Annotated in this window: 2 protein-coding genes and 1 pseudogene; all 3 read right to left on the bottom strand. The window is 64.5% G+C overall.

Going from position 1 to position 2,347, the window contains the following annotated elements; genetic code table 11:
- Nucleotides 1-948: methyl-accepting chemotaxis protein (locus B7X30_RS15475; protein WP_286731828.1), on the bottom strand; the 948-nt coding region annotated here is incomplete at its 3' end.
- A gap of 95 nt (nt 949-1,043) precedes the next feature.
- The gene (locus B7X30_RS15470) at nt 1,044-2,126 is read right to left on the bottom strand and encodes a protein-glutamate methylesterase/protein-glutamine glutaminase (protein WP_286731825.1); all 1,083 of its coding nucleotides are present in this window, start codon (nt 2,124-2,126) and stop codon (nt 1,044-1,046) included.
- 35 nt (nt 2,127-2,161) lie between these two features.
- Nucleotides 2,162-2,347: pseudogene (locus B7X30_RS15465) on the bottom strand (chemotaxis protein CheD); the annotation flags it as partial.

Genomic DNA, 2,347 nt, shown 5'->3' with positions numbered 1-2,347 from the left:
ATCCGCGTTCTGGCGAATCGAAGCGGTCGCCTGCTCCAGCGTGGCCGAGGTTTCCTCCACCGACGCCGCCTGCTCCGAAGACGACTGCGACAGACTTTGTGAAGTGGCCGACACCTGCGTGGACGCCGAGAGCAACTGCTCGGCCGACGACCGCACCGAGCCGATGACCGAAGTCAGCCGCCCGACCATCTCCCCCAAAGCCGAGAGCAACTGCCCGGTTTCATCCTTCGACGTAGAAGCCACCCGCACCGACAGATCGCCTTCGGCCACGCGCTGGGCGACAGAAACGGCTTCGGCCAGGGGGCGGGTGATGGAGCGGGTGATCCAGAAGCCGCCCACCATTGCTGCGAGGATGAAGCCGATGGTGATCCACAGCGCCTGGCGAACCGCACTTGCATAGGCAGCCTGGCTTTGCGCATACGCCGCCTGCATCTGCGCTTTCTGATGGGCGATCAACGCACTGATGTGCTGGTGCATGGCGAGCACGATGGGCGAAGCCAGTTGGGTGTAGATGGTGCTGGCCTGCGGATAGAGCCCTTGCTGCATCAGACCGATGACCTGCTGCTGCACGCCCCGGTTCTTTGCCATCAGGCTGTGAATTTCAGCGAGTTGCGCGTTGACCTCGGCATCCGGCGGCAAGGCTTGCAACTCTTTGAACACCTGGGCCGTGCTTTCACGGTTTTCGGCGAGCTGCTTTTTGAGGGCCTGCTGCGCCTGCGCGTGTGCCGGGTTCAGCAGGGTTTGATATAGCGCTGCCGTGGTGCCCTGGAAGTTGGTGAAAAAAGTATTGAGCAGGGCGATGCGCTGGCTTTGCACATGCACGATGGCGTCGAGCCGGGCGTTGGATTGCGCCAATTGCTGCTGCGCAAGCGCGGCATTGAGCACGATGACGGCCAGCATTCCGAGCAGGCCCAAGGTCATGCGGGTGCGAATACGAAGGTTGTTCATCAGGGTAGAGAGAGGTTTAACTTGATGCTTATGCAACGACACGAGGCCAGTGCCGCTGCATAGGGGAAGACCCCGTGTGGGTGCGTAGTCTGGGGTCAACCGCGGCCGTATTCCACCATCGCCGCGCCGATGTCGCCCAGGGCCAGGCTGCGGTCGGCAGCGCCAAGTTTCACCGCCTCCTTGGGCATGCCGTAGACCACGCTGGTGGCCTCGTCCTGCGCCACGGTGCGGGCGCCGGCGTCGTGCATCTCCTTGAGGCCGCGCGCGCCGTCGTCGCCCATGCCGGTGAGGATGATGCCCAACGCGTTGCGCCCGGCGCATTGCGCCACTGAGCGGAACAGCACATCGACCGAAGGCCGGTGGCGGTTGACCGGCGGGCCATCGCGCACTTCGACGTGGTACTGCGCGCCGCTGCGCCGTACCTGCATGTGGCGACCGCCCGGCGCGATGAGCACCAGCCCGGGAATCAGCCGGTCGCCGTCACGCGCCTCGCGCACTTCGAGGGCGCAGACGGAATTCAGGCGCTCGGCAAAAGTGGCGGTGAACTTCTCCGGCATGTGCTGCACCACGGCGATGCCCGGCAGGGTGCGGGGCAGGGTGGTGAGCACGCGTTCGAGCGCCACGGTGCCGCCAGTGGACATGCCCATGGCGATGATTTTCTCGGTGGTGTCGGTCAGCACATGCACGCTGGGGGTGAACGTGGGCGGCGCGGCGGTCTTGACCACGCTGACCACGGGCCGCGACAAGGCGCGCAGACTGCCGGTGTTGGCGCGGGCTGCGGCCTTGATGGTCTGTGTCAGCTCGGTGGTCTGCTCCAGCAGAAAGTCCTTCAGGCCCACGCGCGGCTTGGTCACCACGCTGACGGCCCCGGCCGCTAGCGCATCGAGCGTGATCTGCGCGCCCTTTTCGGTAAGTGTGGAGCAGATGACCACCGGCAGCGGATGCTCGACCATGAGCTTCTTGAGGAAGGTGATGCCGTCCATGCGGGGCATCTCCACGTCGAGCACCAGCACGTCGGGCCACTGGCCTAGCTGCATGCGCTGCAGGGCAAACAGCGGGTCGGGTGCGACACCGATGACCTCGATGCCCGGATCGCGCAGCAGCACGGCCTGCAGCACCTGCCGCACCACGGCGGAATCGTCGACGATGAACACCTTGACCTTGTCGGTCCGAATCATGAAAGCGTCTCCAGTAGGAAGGGTTTTGATGGGACTCAACCCATGCTTTGCTGCGCGTTCTGGCCCCAGAATTTCAGATAGGCGTCGCCGCTCCAAATCTCGAACAGCACATTGCGGTGGCCTTCGCCGCCCAGATGTTCGGCCTTCAGGCGCAGGCCATGTTGACGCACGAGTTCGCGTCCGCGCAGTACGTTTTTGCATGGCACGTCCATGCAGCCGTG

Origin of the sequence: Thiomonas sp. 13-64-67, assembly GCF_002282795.1 — a bacterium.
Taxonomy (GTDB): Bacteria; Pseudomonadota; Gammaproteobacteria; order Burkholderiales; family Burkholderiaceae_C; genus Thiomonas; species Thiomonas arsenitoxydans.
The sequence above is the reverse complement of the archived record's forward strand: the minus strand, read 5'-3'. Positions and strand labels throughout refer to the sequence as shown.